This window comes from Parafrankia soli (assembly GCF_001854695.1).
Classification (GTDB): Bacteria; Actinomycetota; Actinomycetes; order Frankiales; family Frankiaceae; genus Parafrankia; species Parafrankia soli.
In genome coordinates, this window is sequence record NZ_MAXA01000130.1 from 1 (window position 1) to 2155 (window position 2155).

Consider the following 2155-nt stretch of genomic DNA (forward strand, 5'->3'; position numbering starts at 1 on the left):
TCCTTGGTCTGGACGAGACCCAGGGCTTCGCGCCGACGGGACTTCCCGATCCGGCGAGGCTCGCGGCTGATCTTGGTTCCATGTGCTCCGAGGACATGGAACCGCCGCTCCGACCGTTGATCAAGGTCCACGACTTCGAGGGCGCCCAGATCCTGGTCGCCGAGGTCCCCGAGCTCGATCCCGCGCGGAAGCCCTGCTACTCGCGTGGGGCCGGCATCACCAAGGGTAGCTACGTCAGGGTCGGCGACGGTGATCGTCGGCTGTCGGCCTACGAGGTCCAGATGATGCTCTCCTCACGCGGTCAGCCTCGTGAGGACGAGCAAATAGTCTCTGGCGTTGGTCTCGATCATCTGGATGCGGCCATGGTCGATGCGTTGGTCGCCCGGCTGAGGACCAGCAGGCCCTACGCGTTCAAGGACTTGGACCGCTTGGCTGTGCTGCGTCGCGCCAAGGTGCTCGTGACTGGAGACAGCGGCGAGGACGTGGCGTCGCTGGGAGGCCTGCTCGCCCTGGGCAGGTATCCGCAGGAGCACTTCCCGCAGCTGATGGTCACCTTCGTCCACTACCCGACCGAGACCGGCGGCCGGTCCACCGAGAGGTTCCTGGACAACGTGACGTTGGAAGGCCCGGTCCCGGTCATGGTCCGCGACACGCTGGCCACCGTCCGCCGGAACATGTCTCGTCGGGCTGTCGTCGGGGGTGCGGGTCGGCAGGACGTCTGGGAGTACCCAGAGACCGCTCTGCGTGAAGCCGTCGTCAACGCACTGGTCCACCGCGACCTGTCCGGGGGCGCTCGAGGCGCCCAAGTCCAGGTCGAGATGTACCCCGACCGCCTGGTGATCCGTAATCCGGGCGGTCTGTTCGGTCCTGTCACGGTCGACAGTCTCGGCGAGGAAGGCGTCTCCTCAGCCCGCAACGCCACCCTCATCAAGATCCTCGAAGATGTCCCGCTGCCCGGCGAGACCCGCACCGTCTGCGAAAACCGCGGGTCGGGCATCCGCGCCATGCTCGACTCGCTGCTCGCCGCGGGAATGAGCCCACCGGACTTCAACGACAAGATCTCGTCRTTTGTCGTCGTCTTCCCCAACCACACCCTGCTCGGCGAGGAGACCGTCGCTTGGATCACCGGGTTGGGTGAGAAGGGCCTGACCGACAGCCAATGCGTCGCCCTCGCGCTCCTACGCCAGGAAGAAATCCTTGACAATCGCGCCTACCGCAACGCGACTGGCGTCGACTCCCGTGTCGCCACCAGCGAGCTTCGGGACCTGGTCGCTCGCGAACTCGTCACCCAGACCGGAACCCGCCGCTGGGCCAGATACCAGCTGTCCTGGCGAACAACCTCAACGAAAGGCCAGTCCTCTCGGGCCGACCGCCGACCGGAGCTGCTCGTCGCCCTCGGAAACGAGACTCTCTCACGCTCCGAACTCGTTACACGGACCGGTCTCAGCGACCAGACCATCCGACGATGGCTGAAGATCATGCGGGACGAAGGCTCGGTCGACATCGTCGGTAGTAGCCTCAAGAGCAGACACGTTCGATACCGCCGCACCTACCAGGATCTGCTCTTCCACTCCGAAGGCACAGACCGCGACTGACCACTCTCCGTGGGCCCCTGTACCGGCCTTGGGTAAAGCGGGGCTTCAGCGGGATTTCGGGGCGGTGTGGGCGATCCGGCGACCCATCGTCCGGACCGTGACCGGGCTGACGGCGAAGGCGGGACCGATCCGAATTTYGGAACACCTGTTCGAGGACGGTCAAAACCCGTCCGCCCGTGCACTCACGGGATGTCGTCCCTGGTCAGCAGCCTTGTCGCGACCGGACGAACGGCGATCTCAGGGCCCTCGACCAAGATCGGACGGTTCGTCCAATGACACGTAAGGTCCACCATAGGCGCGGCGCTCGGGGGAATTCTCATCGACTCCGAATATCGCCTGGGAGAAACCACTCCATGCGCCATTACCCAACAAATCAATGGACTTCAGTCGACATCGGGCGGTTGATCCCCGGCGCCTTCGATCTGGATGTGGGTGTCGCTGCGTAGCTGCGCGACGAGTCTGCGAGCCTGTACTCCGCACGTTTGGTTTTCATGCTTTGACCTGCCCGTTTCGTGATCACGGGGGTTTGGTCGGGTCTACTCCGAGGAGGTTGAGTACGC

Annotated in this window: 1 protein-coding gene; it reads left to right on the forward strand. The window is 64.6% G+C overall.

Annotated features, from left to right (window positions below; translation table 11 throughout):
• A partial coding sequence (locus tag BBK14_RS12680) for an ATP-binding protein (protein ID WP_198541256.1) occupies window positions 1-1595 on the forward strand: 1595 nt, incomplete at its 5' end.
• Window positions 1596-2155 lie beyond the last annotated feature (560 nt).